The organism is Acinetobacter sp. FB (genome assembly GCF_056033405.1).
The window spans coordinates 1,527,058-1,546,020 of the sequence record NZ_CM148502.1 but is presented as its reverse complement, the minus strand read 5'-3'; the positions used below and the strand labels follow the sequence as shown (position 1 = coordinate 1,546,020).

General features: G+C 36.9%; 17 protein-coding genes. 7 read left to right on the top strand and 10 right to left on the bottom strand.

Features of this window, described 5'->3' with window-relative positions:
- Positions 1-173 precede the first annotated feature (173 nt).
- The 3 genes from AC0JIQ_RS07090 to AC0JIQ_RS07080 all read right to left on the bottom strand — a co-directional run bounded on the left by AC0JIQ_RS07090 (position 174) and on the right by AC0JIQ_RS07080 (position 1,866).
- Positions 174-827 (bottom strand): hypothetical protein, encoded by a 654-nt coding sequence (locus AC0JIQ_RS07090; RefSeq protein WP_250749636.1) that lies wholly within the window; start codon positions 825-827, stop codon positions 174-176.
- A 469-nt stretch (positions 828-1,296) separates the two neighbouring features.
- A complete protein-coding gene (locus AC0JIQ_RS07085; protein WP_050039638.1) occupies positions 1,297-1,476 on the bottom strand; it encodes a hypothetical protein in 180 nt (59 codons plus the stop codon).
- 195 nt (positions 1,477-1,671) lie between these two features.
- Positions 1,672-1,866, bottom strand: coding sequence for a hypothetical protein (locus AC0JIQ_RS07080; protein ID WP_050039636.1), 195 nt, complete (start codon positions 1,864-1,866; stop codon positions 1,672-1,674).
- 600 nt (positions 1,867-2,466) lie between these two features.
- Here AC0JIQ_RS07080 and AC0JIQ_RS07075 point away from each other — a divergent pair.
- From AC0JIQ_RS07075 to gcvH, 5 genes are all read left to right on the top strand, one after another.
- Complete coding sequence (locus AC0JIQ_RS07075) at positions 2,467-2,997, top strand: hypothetical protein (RefSeq protein ID WP_474203099.1); 531 nt, start codon at positions 2,467-2,469, stop codon at positions 2,995-2,997.
- 244 nt (positions 2,998-3,241) lie between these two features.
- Entirely contained in the window at positions 3,242-5,092 is a 1,851-nt protein-coding gene (locus tag AC0JIQ_RS07070) for an ABC transporter ATP-binding protein (protein ID WP_474203098.1), read from the top strand.
- Positions 5,092-5,532 carry a MaoC family dehydratase gene (locus AC0JIQ_RS07065; protein WP_004662447.1) on the top strand — a complete coding sequence of 147 codons (441 nt, stop codon included), beginning with the start codon at positions 5,092-5,094 and terminating at the stop codon, positions 5,530-5,532. Before AC0JIQ_RS07070 ends, AC0JIQ_RS07065 begins: the two co-directional genes overlap by 1 nt.
- A 127-nt stretch (positions 5,533-5,659) precedes the next feature.
- The gene (locus AC0JIQ_RS07060) at positions 5,660-6,685 is read left to right on the top strand and encodes an AraC family transcriptional regulator (protein WP_474203097.1); all 1,026 of its coding nucleotides are present in this window, start codon (positions 5,660-5,662) and stop codon (positions 6,683-6,685) included.
- A gap of 97 nt (positions 6,686-6,782) precedes the next feature.
- The gene (gcvH, locus tag AC0JIQ_RS07055; protein ID WP_474203096.1) at positions 6,783-7,157 is read left to right on the top strand and encodes a glycine cleavage system protein GcvH; all 375 of its coding nucleotides are present in this window, start codon (positions 6,783-6,785) and stop codon (positions 7,155-7,157) included.
- 66 nt (positions 7,158-7,223) lie between these two features.
- Here gcvH and aspA read toward each other — a convergent pair whose 3' ends face one another.
- Positions 7,224-8,666 carry an aspartate ammonia-lyase gene (aspA, locus tag AC0JIQ_RS07050; RefSeq protein ID WP_474203095.1) on the bottom strand — a complete coding sequence of 481 codons (1,443 nt, stop codon included), beginning with the start codon at positions 8,664-8,666 and terminating at the stop codon, positions 7,224-7,226.
- 482 nt (positions 8,667-9,148) lie between these two features.
- Between aspA and putP the strand changes: the two genes are divergently transcribed.
- Positions 9,149-10,645 carry a sodium/proline symporter PutP gene (gene putP, locus AC0JIQ_RS07045; protein ID WP_474203094.1) on the top strand — a complete coding sequence of 499 codons (1,497 nt, stop codon included), beginning with the start codon at positions 9,149-9,151 and terminating at the stop codon, positions 10,643-10,645.
- A gap of 58 nt (positions 10,646-10,703) precedes the next feature.
- Here putP and AC0JIQ_RS07040 read toward each other — a convergent pair whose 3' ends face one another.
- On the bottom strand, positions 10,704-11,195 hold the full coding sequence (locus AC0JIQ_RS07040) for an Lrp/AsnC ligand binding domain-containing protein (RefSeq protein WP_004662457.1): 492 nt from the start codon (positions 11,193-11,195) through the stop codon (positions 10,704-10,706).
- 120 nt (positions 11,196-11,315) lie between these two features.
- Between AC0JIQ_RS07040 and putA the strand changes: the two genes are divergently transcribed.
- Positions 11,316-15,077 (top strand): trifunctional transcriptional regulator/proline dehydrogenase/L-glutamate gamma-semialdehyde dehydrogenase, encoded by a 3,762-nt coding sequence (putA, locus tag AC0JIQ_RS07035; protein WP_474203093.1) that lies wholly within the window; start codon positions 11,316-11,318, stop codon positions 15,075-15,077.
- Between the two features lie 338 nt (positions 15,078-15,415).
- On the opposite strand, the gene AC0JIQ_RS07030 is transcribed toward putA, so the two are convergent.
- From AC0JIQ_RS07030 to AC0JIQ_RS07010, 5 genes are read right to left on the bottom strand one after another with little or no spacing between them, the layout of a single operon-like run.
- Positions 15,416-15,967, bottom strand: coding sequence for a DUF2799 domain-containing protein (locus AC0JIQ_RS07030; RefSeq protein WP_474203092.1), 552 nt, complete (start codon positions 15,965-15,967; stop codon positions 15,416-15,418).
- Between the two features lie 42 nt (positions 15,968-16,009).
- Positions 16,010-16,444, bottom strand: coding sequence for a 2-amino-4-hydroxy-6-hydroxymethyldihydropteridine diphosphokinase (locus tag AC0JIQ_RS07025; protein WP_474203091.1), 435 nt, complete (start codon positions 16,442-16,444; stop codon positions 16,010-16,012).
- Positions 16,401-16,781 (bottom strand): dihydroneopterin aldolase, encoded by a 381-nt coding sequence (folB, locus tag AC0JIQ_RS07020; RefSeq protein WP_241339427.1) that lies wholly within the window; start codon positions 16,779-16,781, stop codon positions 16,401-16,403. Before folB ends, AC0JIQ_RS07025 begins: the two co-directional genes overlap by 44 nt.
- Before the next feature lie 26 nt (positions 16,782-16,807).
- A complete protein-coding gene (locus tag AC0JIQ_RS07015) occupies positions 16,808-18,106 on the bottom strand; it encodes an AarF/UbiB family protein (protein WP_050040070.1) in 1,299 nt (432 codons plus the stop codon).
- Positions 18,107-18,163: 57 nt separating this feature from the next.
- Positions 18,164-18,892 (bottom strand): HesA/MoeB/ThiF family protein, encoded by a 729-nt coding sequence (locus tag AC0JIQ_RS07010; RefSeq protein WP_474203234.1) that lies wholly within the window; start codon positions 18,890-18,892, stop codon positions 18,164-18,166.
- Positions 18,893-18,963 lie beyond the last annotated feature (71 nt).

The window sequence follows — 18,963 nt, the reverse complement described above, 5'->3', positions numbered from 1 at the left end:
ACGTTATTATTCATATAATAATTTTATTTTTAATATCATACCCAAAAAAATTAAATTGCACAAAGTAAGTTTAAAATTTTAAAATAATTTATTATTTACTTTAACTAAACTTTAATATTATTTAAAAGTATAAATTAAAAAAGCTCATCTATTGATGAGCTTTTTTAAGATTTCTAGAAATCGTATTTAAGTCCAACTCGATAAGTAATACCATCCAGATCTAATACATCAGAAGCTGCTGTACTACAAAAATAACTAGTACAAACATCCTTAAGATTTTCTATATACAACCACTTATAGCCCAACCCTGCATAAACAGCGAGGTCTTTCTGAAAATAGTGTCCAACCTCTAACTCAACAGGTAATGTGACGTAACGTAGCTTAACATCATAGTCATCTGCTTTTACCCAAGCATAACCAACACCAATATTGGCATTTGCGTAGGTATTATCAAAATTGTAAAATTTGTAGCCACCTTTAACGTTAATTTCAGTATTTTTCCAATTCGAATTTCTCTGAAAGTTTAAACCAACACTAGTACTCAATGAATTTAGAGCTGTAACCGTTAAGCCTGCACCGATTCCATTAAGCTTTTGATCACCACCTAAATCATTAGATCCAATTTTTGAGCCATAATATTCTGCAAAAATAGAAGTTTGAAGACCATTACTGTTTTCATCTTGATTAACTGGAGCAGTTGCTTGCAAAGTCTGCTCACCTAGTGCTTGTGGTGTACCATAATTAATTTGTAGTGGTGTATCACTCCACGCATTTATAGTTACTATACCCAATGTTAAACCAAGAACCCCTGCAACAATTTTCCCCATGTAATTACCTATTTTTATTTAAAATTAAGATTCTAGAGCATAATTTATTTTGTTCTAAAAAAATACTATTTATAGTTATAAGCGTTCATCTACCATTTAAACAGTTAACCGAAACTAATTTTTCAGGAAAATCATAAAAATTCCACCTATAACGGACGTTCTAGTTATTTAAAGAGCTAGATTTTTTGAAGTGCAATGAAATCTCTAAAGTTGGAAAACTTTACGCTTTGTATGACTTACTAGTTTTCGCTTAGTCAGATCTATTTATTAGTTCTACTCAACAACCTTACGACGTGTTCTTAAGAATTATTAATTATTGAGTACTTTGTAAAATCAATATTTATAATTATTTTCAAGACTTTAAGCTAAAAATCAATTTCTATGTTTTCGATTTTTTTACATTCTTCAATTTTGATACCTAATGAATTGCTGAAGAATTTCCGCAAAAATTCTTCAGCTAAATTTATTGTTATTTATTCCAATTCAGCAGATTTATATTGAATTCTGATGCAAGTAGATAAGATGCCGTCATCAAAGCGAATGAAACCGCAATCAGAAGCGCATCTGTTGACGAAGTTCCAATCACTAAAAATACCAAACCCGTAATAAACAGCATACAAACTGTTAAATTCCCCAAGATCTTAAACATTTCTTATCCTAATTGTGAATTACATCACAATTATCTATTTTTTTAACAACTATTACCAGTACCAACCATCGCTTGATTATGACCGTTCATCAAACAATGTAAAATTATCAAACAGGGCTTGGATTGTTTAAAATATTAAAAAAGCCCATTGGCCTGGGCTTTTTTAAATAGTTACTTTAATTATTCATGTATGTATCAATGAATGCTTAACTCATCGTCTTTAGCAATTACGACAGAGGTAAGAATTGGAATACCTAAGATCACAGGAACCACAATAATCCACAAATCTGTGGTTAATTTGCTTGAGAAAAAGAACTGAATAACGATAGCAGCCAAGATAAGTACTGAAAGGAGGACAGCCATAAAGCGAATCGCAAATTTAAGAAGCATTTCTAATCCTATGTGATTGTAATGGTTCATTTGAGTATACGCCTTGTATTACGTTTCATGCATTGATTTTTCACTATAAAAGCTGTATTTCAAATGAATTTTTAAATAATTGTCTAGTGTCTTGCTCTTCCTCTATGAGACAAATAGAACTCTAAGTGAGTACACTCCTCTCGATTACCAATCCATAGCCCGTTAACTGCTCGCTTAGGTTCCCTATCTTTCGTATCAAACCGACTCGTTCAACATACATCTAAAATGTCTATCACTTATATCAGTTTTATCTCCTAAACACTTGTAGGGAAAAGACAGAAATTTTCTATCCTACTGATTGTTATTTGAATATAAAACTTAGATCTCGTTCGCAGTTTCTATAAAAAATTAGATAATACCCCTAAGTTTTAAATATTATTAAATACCTTTCATATTAATTTAATATAGTTAACTTATTATAACTTTTCGAATAGAAAGATTGATCAAATAGGCATTTTTGGATCAATAACCAATCAAAGGAAATAAATATTAATAAAACCTATTGAATTTTAATTTAAAAAAAACCATTATGTATCAATATTGTTAATTAATGTAATAATGAGTTAGAAGATGCCTCATTCAGCAATAAAATTCAAAAATGAAAAAGATTACTCATTTTTCTCCCAAACTGAGAATATCGGAAATCAATGTGAATTTATAGAACTTCATTTAGAAAAAATGAGTCATAAATCTACACTTTGGATGGATGCTGCGGTCATTGCAACATTTTCTTTTGGTTTCTTTAATAGCTTAAATAATGAGCTTAAAGACAAGATAATTGATTCATTAATGCTCATCAAAGCGAATCAACTCGAACCAATTCTCTTCCAAAGTTCAAATATAGTTGATGATAAAGGATTCTCACTTCATCACACCTTGATGTATGAATTAAACAATTTAAACGCTATAAAATTTTTATTTAATAAAGACTGGAATATTCATGAATTTAATAGCGCATGCCAAATAATCATGAGAGAATTAACAGCATTTGAAATGAATCTAAGTAATCAAATTTCAAACCTACTAAACAATAATTTAATTTGTAATTTACTTATTTGTTCAGTGGATGTTAACTTCGATACCATTTACACCATTCGTTAATATCAATCATTTGGATTGCTAATGATCTATTGAAATAATTCCTTAGCAATTTCATTTACCATATTATTTGTTAAGAAAAAATTAATAACAAATATTATTTGAGATAAACTATTTTCGAAATTAAATTGGGAATTTAATTATCCTTTCGTGAACTAAGCAACATTCGCTCTTTTCATCTCTAAAGCTAATTTTCTGATATGCTACTGAACTAGCTGAATTAGAATTTCATCAGAGGATAAGTGTAATGCTGAGTTGGTTTGAAAAATTAGTTGATCCTTACCCAACGAAAGATTTAAACAAACCATTACCGACTACTTTTTTTGCTTTTGTTTGGCAATCAACGAAAGGGGTCAGACCATTCCTCTTTTTACTTATTGCTTGTACAGCTGCTGCAGCGTGCTTTGAGGCATTATTCTTTTCTTATATTGGTAAACTAGTTGATTGGCTCACTAAAAGTCAGCCTAATACCTTTTTAGAAACGAATCATCAAAATTTAACTATTCTCATAAGTATTTTATTCGCAAATATTTTCTTCGTAAGTTTGCAATCTATTGTCAAACACCAAGTGTTATTTAGTAATTTTCCAATGCGTATGCGCTGGTTATTCCATAACTTATTATTGCAACAAACTTTAGATTTTTTCCATACCGACTTCGCTGGTCGCTTGTCTGCCAAAGTTATGCAAACTGCATTAGCAGTTCGTGAATTTTGGATGATCCTTGGTGACATGTTGGTTTATGTACTGATTTATTTTATTACGATTAGCTTTGTATTAGGCTCTATTTCGCCTGTTTTGATCGTCCCACTACTTTTATGGCTTGTCTTATTTATTGCCATTGCCAGTTATTTCATTCCTCGTCTTGGTAAAGTTTCACAACAACAGGCAGATGCACGCGCTGTTATGACTGGACGTGTTACCGACGCTTATACCAATATTCAAACTGTGAAATTGTTTGCACATGCTGGTCGTGAAAGTCAGTATGCAAAAGAGTCCATGCAAGAGTTTATGGTCACTGTTTATAAACAAATGCGCTTAGGTGTGAAATACCAAATCAGCATTCGTTTACTCAGTGCTTTTCTCTTTATAGGCGTGATTGGTAGTTCTGTTTGGTTATGGACACAAGGTCAAGCTGCTATTGGTGTAATTGCAGCAACCACGGCGATGGTTTTAAAACTCGATAGCCTAGCGGAATTCATCATGTGGCACATCACGATGCTTTTCGAAAATGTTGGTACCATTCAAGATGGTATGAAAACGCTAGGTAAGCCCATCCAGATTCAAGATAAAAAAGATGCAGCTGAACTAAAAGTTCAACAAGGTGAAATTCGTTTTGAAGATGTTAGTTTTGCTTATAATCAAAAAAATGTAATTGATCATTTCAATCTTACGATTAAGCCTGGTGAGAAAATAGGTATCGTTGGTCGTTCTGGTGCGGGTAAATCTACCCTTATTCAGCTACTTTTGCATTTTTATGATATTAATCAGGGTCGTATCTTGATTGACGGGCAAAACATCCATGATGTTACACAAGATAGTTTACGTGCCAATATTGCACTGGTTACTCAAGATACGTCTCTATTACATCGTACGGTAGCTGAAAATATCAAATATGGTCGCCCTAATGCGACTGAAGCAGAGATTCAGCTTGCTGTCAAAAAAGCCAAAGCCGAAGAATTTATTCCACAATTGACTGATCAGAAAGGACGCGTTGGATTTGATGCCTATGTCGGTGAACGTGGCGTAAAACTTTCTGGTGGTCAACGTCAACGTATTGCTATTTCTAGAGTTTTCTTGAAAGATGCACCTATTCTTATTTTAGACGAAGCGACGAGTGCCCTTGACTCAGAAGTTGAAGCCGCGATTCAAAGCAGTTTAAATGACTTAATGGTTGGCAAAACGGTCATTGCAATTGCACACCGTTTATCTACTATTGCTCAAATGGATCGTCTCATTGTACTTGATCAAGGCAAAATTGCTGAACAAGGTACACATGAGCAGCTTATTGCAAATGATGGCTTGTATGCACAATTATGGAAACGCCAAACAGGTGGTTTTTTAGTTGAGCAACGAGTAGTGGCTCAGGACACAGAATAATGTTGTATTTAGAAGACTTAAATATTGGAGATCGCTTCATTAGTCGTGACTATGAAATCACGCTTGAAGAAGTGAAACAATTTGCAAGCCAGTATGACCCTCAACCTTTTCATCTAGATGAGCAAGCAGCTGAACAACATCCTATTTTTCAAGGTTTAGCTGCCAGTGGCTGGCATACCTCAGCAATCACAATGCGTTTATGGACCGAATGTTTTCCAATTGCAGGTGGTTTACTGGGTTCAGAATCTAGTCTTCGTTGGCCACGCCCCACCCGTGTTGGTGACAAAATCCATGTAGAAATTGAAATTACTGCAATCGTGCCATCTAAAACCAAAACTGATCGTGGTATCGTCAGTTACGTTACGCAAGCTTTGAACCAACATGGCGATGTGCTATTAATATCAACAACCAAAATAATGGTCTTTAGAAAAGCAGCATAATTTTGGAGATTGGGTGACTCTTTTGTCCAACAATTTTTATGATTGATTATTTTATTTCGTGTAAAGATGTTTCAGACTTAAATGTTTAAAAGATATTGGCAAAATTGATGAGCGCCACGGAAAGCACATGAAAGCAACTTCAACTCGTCAAGATCAAGGTATACCAGGCGTCTATGGCTTACTGCTATTAGATGTTGTTTCACGCTGGGGATATAGCGATGAAACCTTATTTGCTCCTTTTCATTTAACTAGTGAGCAATTAGCTGACCCAAATTATCGAATTCCTACCCCTATTGCGAATGAATTAGTTAAACATTCTTTGCGTTTAACAGGTGAAAGTACATTAGGATTTCACCTAGGTACGCAAATGCGTATTTCTATTCATGGTTTTATTGGTTATGCCATTATGACTGCGCATGACATTACCGATGCAATTGCACTTGCAAGCCGTTTTATTCAATTACGCTTACCTTTTTTGCAACTTTATTTCTCTACTTTTGGACCTAAAGCAACCTTACAACTGCAATGTGATATTGAAGTTGAACCATTACGTACTGAAATTATCTTAGGTTTAACGATTGGCATTATGACCATGGCAAAAGCCTTAACAGGAATTGAAGACTTAAAGGGTGAAGTTGATTTAGATTTCCCTGAGCCTGTGGGCTTTGATAAATATCGTGATAAATTAACCAGTACAGTACGTTTTAATCAGCCACATTTAATTTCGAGTTTTGATAAAAAATATCTCGGTTTAAAAATGGTCAATGCGGATCCGATTGCCAGCCAAATTGCAATTAATCAGTGTGAAACTGAACTTTCTGCTTTAGGCGAACGTCGTCGCCTTGCAATGCGCGTACGTGATATTTTAACCAATTCAGAACAGCATTATTTAAGCATCGAGAGTGTTGCTGAACGTTTGCATATGTCAGATCGTACTCTAAAACGTCAGCTAGCAGCTGAAGGCACATCCTTCTCTACCTTGGTAGATGAAGTACGCTATCGTCATGCAACATCTTTACTATCCAGAACAGATTATAGTTTAGAACAAATTGCTGATGAATTAGGGTATTCTGATGTAGCGAATTTTAGCCGTGCATTTAAGCGCTGGAGTGGACGCAGTCCGAGTAACTGGCGTAAAGACCCTTATTTGTAATATTGCAAAGTGCTTCATTTATAAACACTTTTGTTTTAACTAAAAAACCTGTATAAAGCCAAATAAAATGATACGACAGATTGTTTAAGGAGTTGTCATGAATCATCCAGCAGATTTAAAATATGCACGAACACACGAATGGGTAAGAATCGAAGGTGATTTAGTTGTTACTGGAATCAGTGACCATGCTCAGTTGGAGTTAGGTGATTTAGTTTACGTTGAAACACCAGAAGTCGGTAGTCATGTGACTGCAACACAACAAGCAGGTGTTGTTGAATCTGTTAAAACTGCATCTGACATCCATGCCCCTATTTCAGGTACTGTCGTTGAAGTGAATGCAGCGCTTGAAGATGATCCAGATTTTGTTAATGAAGAACCGTATGGTAAAGGTTGGATTTATAAAATCAAACCAGACAATATTGCTGATGTAGAAAAGCTCCTTTCACATAGTGAATATGAATCAGGTTTGTAATTTTAAATAAATTTAAACATTAAAAAGCCCAGTTAAGAACTGGGCTTTTTATTTATGCTTAATTAATTAAGCAACATAATCAACCTGAATACCATCTACTTCTGAAACCAAATTCTCAAAAGAGAAAATTTCATCAAGTTGAACCTGTGTGAGTAAACCTCGCTCTAGCACAACTTCCTGAATAGTTTTATTCTCTGCAATGCATTGCTTACCAATTTCATCGCACAAAGCATGACCTAATAAAGGATCGAGCAAAGTAATAATCCCTACACTACGCATGACTGCATCATGGCAGGCTTGTTCATGTGCTTTGATTCCACGTACACATTTTTCATCCAAACTTTGAATCGCATGGGTTAATAGCTCAATTGATTCATTGAGGGAAATTGCAATCACAGGCTCCATGACATTTAACTGTAACTGTCCTGCTTCTGCTGCAAATGTAATCGTAAGATCGTTACCAATCACCTTAAATGCAATCTGATTTACAACTTCTGGAATAACAGGATTTACTTTTGCAGGCATAATTGATGAGCCAGCTTGTAATTCAGGTAATTGGATTTCACCCAAACCAGTACGAGGACCTGAACTTAGCAAACGTAAATCATTGCTAATCTTCGAAAGTTTACATGCAAGACGTTTTAAGGCACTCGATAAAATAATAAAGACGCCACAATCACTGGTTGCTTCAACATAGTCTTCAGCACCAACTAAATTTAAACCTGTAATTTGTTTCAAACACGAAACTACTTTTACAGCATAGCCTTTAGGTGTATTTACACCAGTACCAATTGCAGTTGCGCCTAAATTTACTTCAAGCAATAACTCGCGTGTACGTTTAATCAGACGAACATCTTCTTTTAATAAAGTTGCAAATGCGTGAAATTCTTGCCCAAGTGTCATCGGCACAGCATCTTGGAGTTGGGTACGCCCCATTTTTAAAATATAGCGAAACTCGATTGCTTTATTCTCAAATGAAGTAATCAATTTATCCATTTGTGTAAATAATGCATCTAGAGAACAATAAGTCGATAAACGAATCGCGGTAGGATACACATCATTCGTTGATTGTGATTTGTTGATATGATCATTCGGGTGAATGATGTCATATTGACCTTTTTGATGACCTAATGATTCAAGTGCGATATTGGCAATGACTTCATTAGTGTTCATATTAATCGACGTGCCAGCCCCACCCTGATAAATATCAATTGGAAATGAGTCTTGCCATTTCTGTGTTTCATTAATTAAGTCATCACAAGCTCGCTGAATCGCCAAACTTTGAGTTTCTGTTAATTTATTAAAACTTAGATTCGCTTGAGCAGATGCTTTCTTCACTTGTGCTAACGCACGAATAAAGTGACTATTTTGTCCAACTTTTTGCGAAGAAATTTTGAAATTTTCAATTGCGCGTAAAGTATGAATTCCGTAATAACAATCCATTGGCACTTCTTTTGCGCCAAGTAAATCATGCTCTATTCTTATGGTTGCTGCTTGAACCGTGTCCACTTTCCATTTCTCTCAGACAATGCACCCTAATGGTGCAAAGAAATAATATGGAAGATTTCAAATAAATTTTCATTAGCAGAATTGCTTAACATTACGAGCTTTTTATAATGTAATTTCTCTGCATTGTTGCTTTTGTAACAACATGTGTTGTCATTTCACTCTATTTTTCTGTTCAAAAATGCCTGTTATTACTATCAATTTTTTACCGCTGCAATAATTTGAAACATATAGCCTATTTTTAAGCCGCAAAAATCTATATTTCATTTAAAAAAAAGTGAGCTTTTTTAGATTTAAAAATTAAGATTCATACACTTAATTTAAATTACATAAAATATACAAACAACATACAAAAACAAAACAGTATTTTAAAAATCATTCGTGCTTGAATCTGTGGCCTTATCAGTCTTGTTAGAATAGTGAATCATTTTTGTCTATTCAGATGGGATTGCACAGTTATGGATATGTAAGGACAGGCATCCATTATGAATTTTTCGAATCCCACTGTTGTTGTGTTCGTGGTGTATATTATCGCCATGCTTGGTATCGGTTTATACGCCTATTTTTCTACCAAAAACCTTGATGATTATATTCTTGGAGGACGAAGCCTAGGTAGTTTCGTTACCGCTTTATCTGCGGGTGCATCCGATATGAGTGGCTGGCTACTCATGGGTTTACCTGGGGCAATCTATTTGACAGGCTTATCTGAATCATGGATTGCAATTGGCTTAATCATTGGTGCATGGCTCAACTGGTATCTCGTGGCTGGGCGTTTACGCGTTCATACTGAGGTTCAGAATAATGCGCTTACGTTACCAGATTATTTCACAGGTCGTTTTGATGACCAGAAAAAGATCTTACGTGTAACTTCCGCACTGATTATTCTCATCTTTTTTGCGATTTATTGTGCTTCTGGCATGGTAGCTGGTGCACGTCTATTTGAAACATTGTTCCACTTACCTTACCAAACCGCTTTATGGCTTGGTGCGTTTGCAACAATCGGATATGTTTGTATCGGTGGCTTCTTGGCAATCAGTTGGACTGATACATTCCAAGCTGGTTTGATGATTTTTGCGTTATTGCTTCTGCCTATCGTCACATACATGTCTTTGGGTGTTGGTGTCGAAGAATTTACAGCAATTGTTGAGAGTGCACGCCCACATGCTTATGATTTTGTTTCAAATTTAAGTATTGTTGGTATTCTTTCTGCAGCTGCTTGGGGTTTGGGTTATTTTGGACAACCTCACATTCTAGTTCGTTTTATGGCTGCCGATTCTGTTAAATCAATCCCTGCTGCTCGTCGTATCGGTATGACATGGATGATTTTATGCTTGGCAGGTGCAGTTGGTTCTGGTTTTGTCGGGATTGCTTATTTCCACCAACATCCTGAATTTGCCGCGGTTGTAACAGCTAACCCTGAAACAGTATTTATGGAACTCACTAAAATTTTATTCAACCCTTGGGTTGTTGGTGTGATCCTTGCTGCAATTTTATCAGCAGTCATGAGTACCTTAAGTTGTCAGTTATTAGTATGTTCAAGCGCATTAACTGAAGATTTATACAAAGGCTTGATCCGTAAAAATGCAACTCAAAAAGAGTTAGTTTGGATTGGTCGAGCAATGGTACTTGCAGTTGCAATGTTAGCGCTTGCTTTAGCCCAAAATCCTGATAGTAAAGTACTTGGCTTAGTTTCTTATGCTTGGGCTGGCTTCGGTGCTGCTTTCGGTCCATTGATTATCATGTCATTGTTCTGGAAACGTATGACGCTAAACGGTGCTTTGGCGGGTATGGTGATCGGTGCAGTTACAGTGATTGTTTGGAAAAATGTATTTGCTAGTACTGGTATTTATGAAATTATTCCTGGTTTCATTTTTGCCTTGATCAGTATTGTTGTGGTGAGCTTACTTGGTAAAGCACCTAACGCAACTGTGACTGGTCGTTTTGAACAAGCAGATGAAATCTATACGAGAGAAATGAAATAAGATTTCTGAGTAAAATTTAAGGGGGCTTTCGAGCCCCTTTGTTTTATTTGATCTTTTATTAAAATTTGGTTCTTGATTTAATTTTTATTTTAGAGCTGTCTTTTACAACCTGCATCACAGGATAACTACGCGTTTCTTTCACTCCAGGAAGTTGCCATAAAATTTGCCCTGCAATACGACGAAACTCCTCCATCCCTGCGCTACGCAATTTGATCAAAAAGTCAAAGCCACCACTCACCATATGGCACTCAACAATCTCTGGATATTGTGTCACTGCATCAATAAAATCCTCGAGCACATTTGGGGTGGTTTTATCTAAAAGTACCTCAACAAACACAAGAAAACTCGCATTTAACTTATTCGGATTGAGTTTTGCCTCATATCCCAAGATAAATTCATCCTTCGTCAACTTTTGCACACGGGCCATGACGGCAGTCGGCGAAAGGTTCACTAATTCCGCCAATTTACTGTTGGAAATTCTTCCATCTGTTTGAAGAATATCCAGAATTTTCAGATCGGTACGATCTAATGTATAAATAGGGCCATTCAACTGAATTTTCCTCTAAAAAATAGGTAAATTATAGTGAGTTACTCGGGTTTTATTCTGTAATCATAAATTATCTAAACCTCTCTACTCAATATGTTCTAGAGATTGTTATTGGAATTTAGTATGAATACATTGGATACTCCCGCACAAATGGACACAGCTCACACAGACGGTTATATCACCGAATTTAAAGAAAAAAGTGAGTTTGAGCAACGCATTAATACAGCTTGGCGACGTGCTGAGCCTGAAGCGGTTAAACAACTTGCAGAAGCAGCAGATATTTCTCCTGATCTTGATCAAAAAATTTATGAATTAGCATTCAGTCTTGCACATAATTTACGTGAACGTAAAAGCTCGGCTGGAAAAGCAGGTATTGTTCAAGGTTTACTCCAAGAGTTCTCACTTTCTTCACAAGAAGGTGTGGCATTGATGTGTTTGGCAGAAGCATTACTTCGTATTCCAGATACAGCAACACGTGATTTATTAATTCGTGACAAAATTAACCAAGGCAACTGGAAAGAGCATTTAGGTCAAAGTAATCTGATGTTCGTAAACGCCGCTGCTTGGGGTTTAATGCTTACTGGCAAGTTAATGGAAACACCTAAACAAACCAGTTTATCAAGTATTTTAACAGGTCTTCTCGCTCGCAGTGGACGTGGCATCATTCGTAAAGCGGTTGATGTCGCGATGCGTATGATGGGTGAGCAATTCGTTACGGGTGAAACCATCGAGGAAGCACTTGAGCATGCAAAACCATTTGAACACAAAGGTTTCCGCTATTCATACGATATGCTCGGTGAAGCTGCGCTAACTGACCATGATGCTGAGCGTTATTATAACGATTACACTCAAGCGATTCATGCCATTGGTAAAGCATCAAACGGGCGTGGTGTTTATGAAGGTCCTGGTATCTCGATTAAGCTCTCTGCTTTACACCCACGTTACCAACGTGCGCAAATTGATCGTGTACATCATGAGCTTTACAACAAAGTTTTCGAACTTGCATGCTTAGCAAAACAATATGACATCGGCTTAAACATCGATGCTGAAGAATCTGAACGTTTAGAAATTTCACTCGAACTGCTTGAGCGTTTATGTTTCGAACCAAAACTTGCGAATTGGAAAGGCATTGGTTTCGTTATTCAGGCTTATCAAAAACGTTGTTTTTACGTGGTAGATTACATCGTTGATCTTGCAAAACGTAGTAACAAACGCCTCATGATCCGTTTGGTGAAAGGTGCATATTGGGATAGCGAAATCAAGAAAGCGCAAATTGACGGCATGACTGACTACCCTGTGTTTACTCGTAAAGTTCACACTGATTTGTCATACATTGCTTGTGCGAAGAAGCTCCTTGCTGCACCAGATCAAGTGTACCCGCAATTTGCAACGCACAATGCACAATCACTTGCAACGATTTATACACTTGCAGACCCAAGCAAATATTATCCAGGTCAATACGAGTTCCAATGCTTACACGGTATGGGCGAACCTTTGTATGAACAAGTTGTCGGTTCAAAAGCAGACAATAAACTTGGTGTGCCATGCCGCGTTTATGCGCCAGTGGGTAACCATGAAACTTTATTGGCTTACTTAGTCCGTCGTTTACTTGAAAATGGTGCAAATACGTCATTCGTAAACCGTATTGCTGATAAGACGTTAAAAGTTGAAGAATTGATTCAGTCTCCAATCAAAGATATTCAAACTGCTGCGAAAGATGAAGGTCAGATTGGTTTAAAACATCCTGCGATTCCACTTCCGCATGATCTTTACCCATTACGTCCGAACTCAAAAGGTTTTGATTTAAATAACGATCAACCTTTAGTTGCATTAGATACAACAGCACAAAAACTACGTAGCCATATTTGGAAAAGTGCACCTTTACTTGGTTTTGAATCAACAGTTCACGATCAAAGTAATGCGATTGCAATTACAAACCCTGCACAAAATAGTGAAATTGTCGGTCATGTGAATGAAGCGACTAGCGCGGATGTACAACTGGCATTAGAAACAGCTGTACAAGCTGAACAAAGCTGGGCTGCAACACATAAAGTTGAACGTGCAGCTTGCTTAAAACGCGCTGCAGATTTAATGGAAGCTCGCATCCAAGAATTAATGGTATTACTTTGCCGTGAAAGTGGTAAAACTTATGCTAATGCCATTGCAGAAGTTCGTGAAGCCGTTGATTTCTTGCGTTACTACGCGACACAAATCGAAAACTTGCCTGCAAATGCGCAAATAAAACCATTAGGTACAGTCTTATGTATTAGCCCATGGAACTTCCCTCTTGCGATTTTCTCTGGTCAAATTGCTGCTGCATTGGTCAGTGGTAACTGTGTTATTGCCAAACCAGCAGAACAAACACCACTCATTGCAGCGCAAGCCGTTCAAATGCTTTGGGAAGCTGGTGTGCCACACGGCGTTGTTCAACTTCTTCCGGGTCGTGGTGAAACTGTTGGTGCCCAACTTAGCCAAGATGATCGCATTCAAGGTATCATGTTCACGGGTTCGACAGAAGTTGCAAAAATCTTGCAAAAAACTGTGGCAAAACGTTTATCTCCAAATGGTCAACCAATCCCGCTCATCGCGGAAACAGGTGGTCAAAATGCGATGATCGTAGATTCTTCTGCACTCACTGAACAAGTGGTTCTCGATGTCGTCAGTTCTGCATTTGACAGTGCTGGTCAACGTTGTTCTGCACTTCGTATCTTATGTGTGCAAGAAGACAGCGCTGCAACCGTCATCAAAATGTTGAAAGGTGCCATGCAACAGTTGATCGTAGGTAACCCTGCAATCTTAAAAACTGACATTGGTCCTGTCATCGATACTGAAGCGAAACAAACTATCGATACGCACATTCAAAAGATGAAATCTAAGGGCTACCCTGTTCATCAGTTGATGTTTAACGATGCTGCAAGCCAACAGACACTTGCACAAGGTACATTTGTTCCGCCAACTGCGATTGAATTACCAAATCTTGATGACTTAGAGCGCGAAGTTTTTGGTCCTGTCTTGCACATCATTACCTATAAATATGGTGAACTTGAGCAACTTATTGATCGCATCAATGCTAAAGGTTATGGCTTAACCATGGGTTTACACACTCGTATTGATGAAACCATTAACACAGTGATCCAACGTGCTGAAGTGGGTAACTTATATATCAATCGTAACATCGTCGGCGCAGTGGTAGGTGTACAACCGTTTGGTGGTGAAGGCTTGTCTGGTACTGGTCCGAAAGCCGGTGGTCCACTGTATATGTACCGCTTAATGGAACATTGTTCAGAGAAAGTTTTAGCAACACCTTTTGCGGTTAAAGCTGAAATCTCTCAGTTTGATGCTGTATCAAATGTTGCTTACCAGAACTTGTTGACTTGGGCTAAGCAAAACATGCCTCACGCAATTCCGACAATTCCAGCATTTGGTGTTGGTAAGTTCTACGAGTTGCAAGGCCCAACAGGTGAAAGCAATCAATACATTATCTTGCCTCGTCATCGTGTGCTTTCTATCGCAGATGATGAAGCAAGCCAGTTACAACAGTTACTAGCGATTTTCGCCGTAAGTAGTACTGCTGCTGTAACTAAAGATAATGCTTTCTTCGCCAAACATCAGAAATCTTTACCAAAAGATGTGTTATCTGCAATCACAGTAATATCAAACATTGAAAAAGATGCTTTTGATGCTGTTTTACATCATGGTTCCGTTGACCAATTGACTGAACTACAAACTAAAATTGCGAACCGTTCTGGAGCAATCGTGGGCATTACTCATCTCAAGAAAGATGAGCAGATTCCTTTAGAACGTCTAGTCATTGAACGCGCTATTAGCGTAAATACTGCTGCTGCCGGTGGTAATGCGAGTTTAATGACTTTATCTGAAGACTAATTTAAGTCTTCAATCTCCCAGCCCGAATCATGTTTACATGGTTCGGGTTTTTATTTTAATTATTTATAATCATATGATGAAACATTAAATCTATATTTATAACGAATTTAGAAATTAATAAATACCCTTTTGATTAGATAGAATTTTTCCAAATTTATTTTTAACTTTAAAAATTTATAAAGCAATCAACAAAAATAAACTCTTCATGCCTCAATTTTTATTTCGTAGATGGTCGAAACATAAAAATGGGCAACTTATTATTTTGAAAATATTGATTAGCTTAGAAGAATTAGAGCTAATTTTCTAAGCTAGAACTATGCATTATTGACTTCGAAATATTAACGTAACCCACGTTCAGCTTTAAAACGTTCCAAATTTCGAACTGCATCTTGATAACGTGATTGAACTCTGCTGCTATTGATGCGCAAATCATATAAACGTTTTCTATAATCATCACGATCCTTAACAGATAAGTCTTTACGCTCTAACTCTTTTAAATAATAGTTAATGTCATTTTGTGAGCGATCAAACTCCGAATTTGCTTGGTAGTAGTCATTTGCAACTTGATAATATATTCGCAACGATTCACGTTTTTCTAACGGACAAATACGAAAATCACCACGCCCTTCTAACGCTTCATTAAAAATGATCTCTGGTCGACAGTAATAACCCAAACCTTTTTGGTAACCTTGTTCATAAAGCTTTTGATTCGGCACAATATTGGCTTTTTGGCAAGAAGAATAATATTTATCTAATCGAGATTCCTGTCCTGCTGCACCGTCTTTTTCTCCAACATTAAACCAATTTGCAGTTTTACATTGTTCAACACTCATGGCAGCACAGCCTGAAAGTAAAATTGTAAAACCTACTAACAATGAAATTCTCTTCATGGAATATTGTTCCTATTATTATAGTGTTACAGATAAAAAGTGTTACATAGAAATAACTGGATAAGAATTTTTCCTATCATAATCTAAGTCTGGAATCGGCCACAAATCATAAAGGGGAATTTTAACATCTAATGCTAATGGTAACTTTTTTGGATTAAATTGCATATCGTTTAAAGTCTCCCCCCAAGCAATCACATCAATATCCAAGCTAATATTATGTGATGGGCGAACTCGACCAGATTGTGCTTCTAAGTTTTTCAGGGTTTCAGTGATCTCATCAACACTCAATCGACTTTTTAATAAACAAGCTGAATTCCAATAATCGGCACCAACACGATCCCGACATGGGATTCTATAAATTGCAGAAAATTCCACTATACCTAAGCTTAATATCTGTTGATAAGCAAAAGTGAAATTTTGTTTTTGTTTGAGGTTACTCGCCAATGCGAGCGCAAAAATTGTTTCTGTTGCGTTCAAGGCGAATTCCTACTGCATTGGCTTGTGCAATGATGGCGGGTTTACGAATAGTGATAACGATCGATTCAATTGAAGAAAATGTCGTAAATAGACATTCAAGCACCAATTGTGCAGCGTGCTCAATCAGTTTAGGTTTGGCTTTTTGAATCACCTGAGCTGCAAGTTCGCAGATTTGTGCATAGTTCAGTGTATCTTCTAGCTCATCTGATTGCGCAGCTTGAGTTAGATCATTATGAATGGTGAGATCTAGCATCAAAGGTTGAATAATTTGGCGTTCCCAGTTGAAACAACCAATCACTGTATCCACCTTCAACCCTTCAATTATAATGGCATCCATAATGACCTAATGAACCGATAAATAAATTAATGCTTTAAAAACGAAGCAGGTTCAATATTGTGAACCATTTTTAAACGTTGGTCAGCATAAATATCGGTATACGGCGCAAGAACACGCATGAAACGATCAAAATATAGCATTTGCTTGAATAACAAAGCGAAGTCTCGTGGGAATTTAATGCCGTGACGCTCACCTACAGCCACCATATCCATCATGATGTCATTCAAATCTGCTGGATTGGAACTAAGAATTTCTTGTGGGTCTGCCAATAACACACCGCTAAATAAACGCTCTAAATCATCAGCAAGCACTTGTGTATCAATTTTCTGATGGGTCATTCCCATCTTAAGCATGTTCTCAGCCATAGCAGTGTAATTGGTATGCTGTAATGCATCCATAAATGCCATACATGCTGTCCAAACCTCAGGATTCAATTGCCCAACAATCCCGAAATCAATAAAACCAATACGACCATCTTCAAGTAACATCAGATTTCCAGCGTGTAAATCAGCATGGAAACTCTTACATAACATGAGACTACCAAACCAAGTATTCATTGCAGTAATCAGAACTTGTGTTGGGTCTTTGGCATATTTTTTAACAACATCAAAATCAGTTAATGACACCCCGTACAAGCGCTGCATGGTAAGTACACGGCGCGTTGAAAATTGATGATAAACTTTTGGTGCAGTGGCAGCCTGATTGCCAGAAACATTCAAATATTGAATAAAGTCATCCAGATTCTGTGCTTCTTCAATAAAATCAACTTCACGTACCATACGTGTTTTGATCTCATCCACGATTTCAGAAAGTGAAGCAAACTTAATTTTAGGAACTGCTCTTTCTAATAGTTTAGTTGCCCAATGTACGACATTTAAATCAGTATATAAAATCGTCTCTACACCAGGTTTTTGCACCTTTAATACCACATCTTCACCCGTAACTAGTCGAGCTGCGTGGACTTGTGCAATTGAAGCTGAAGCTAGTGGCTTTTCATCGATAAAACTAAAAATTTCATTCAGATTACGGCCTTCAAATTCTTCAGCTAATACTTGTTGGATATAGCTAAATGGTAAGGTTGGTGTTTGATCTAAACAGCCTTGGAATTCCTGAACGTATTCACGAGGGAATAAAGACGGCGTACTGGCAATAAATTGACCTAGTTTAATATATGTTGAACCAAGCGACTCAAAGGTCTCACGCATGAGTTTTGCATTACTTGGTTTTTCAGTTGCATATTTCACACCTGCTTGTGCCGCAACAATAACTGTTTCACCGATACGTGCAACAGAACGTAATCCATCGAATAAAATATTTCTTTTCATAATCTTTCATTGCCTTACAGATGGTCTTAGTTTAGCAAATTTTGCTCAATTTACCGATCAAGTTGCCTGACAAACTGGACAATTTACATCTTTTTCAAATTTAAGAATGCGTTGTGAGAAATTTAAACCATTCCAAAGCAACAATTTTTGCTTTAATGGTGTTAAACCAAGCCCTAAAAACAGCAAAGTGTGATGCGCTTGTAATGACGCCATCATTACAGGAGTGGTAGCTAATACACCTGACTCCGCACAACGTAACCCTTCATTGGCATGATCTTCTTTCGGAAACAGGCATTCATAACAAGCTGAATCAGTATCCACCATAAACAGTTGCCCTTCAAAACCAATGGCTGATGCACTGATGAGTGGTACTTGATGTTTTCTACACAGCGCATTCACCAGATAACGAGTCGTAAAATTATCACAACCATCCAAGACTACATCTTGATGCTGTACAAGTTCATCAGCATTCGTTTCATCGAATCGTATATTTTGATAGCTGACTTGTATGTGAGGATTAATCTCTTGTATACGCTTTGCGAGTATTTCAGCCTTATATCGACCTAAATCATTTGTCGTAAAAGCAATCTGCCTCTGTAAATTACTAATCTCAATCGTATCAGCATCGACAATTGTAATTTTTCCCACACCTGCTCGTGCAAGCAACTCAGCGCTTGTACAACCTATTCCCCCAGCACCAATAATTAATACATTCGCGAGTTTTAATTTTTCTTGCGCTTCGATATCCCAACCATCTAATAAAATCTGACGACTATAGAGATGCATTTCCTCATTACTTAGCTCAAATTCGTTTTCTAAATGGTCTGACACATTAATTCCCTAACTTACATTTAACT